Source organism: Aeromonas sp. L_1B5_3 (genome assembly GCF_963866575.1).
GTDB lineage: Bacteria > Pseudomonadota > Gammaproteobacteria > Enterobacterales > Aeromonadaceae > Aeromonas > Aeromonas jandaei.
Map to the genome: position 1 here is coordinate 1 of NZ_CAWMDN010000083.1, position 275 is coordinate 275.

Genomic DNA, 275 nt, shown 5'->3' on the forward strand with positions numbered 1-275 from the left:
CTCGCATTGATAACCCGTCGACCTGGTCAGGACCGGAAGGTAGCAGCCAAGGCGGGGGACTCGAGTGCCGGGATGTGGCTGGTAGGGCCACCACTTGTTTCTGCAATTCAATAAGTTAGCTTCCTAAAGCCCTTGGTCATCCACTTTGTGTGGACGACGAGGTGCTCATCGATGAATCTCTGGCTCAGTCCCCACGGCATCTGGTATTACCGGAAAGTCACCACGCTCCCCTGTGGTCGTCGTAAAGAGATCAAAAAATCCCTGCATACCCGAGA

Annotated in this window: 1 other RNA gene; it reads left to right on the top strand. The window is 54.5% G+C overall.

The features are described 5' to 3' along the window. An RNA gene (gene ffs, locus AACR93_RS05455) (signal recognition particle sRNA small type) lies at positions 1-87 on the top strand; the annotation flags it as partial. Positions 88-275 lie beyond the last annotated feature (188 nt).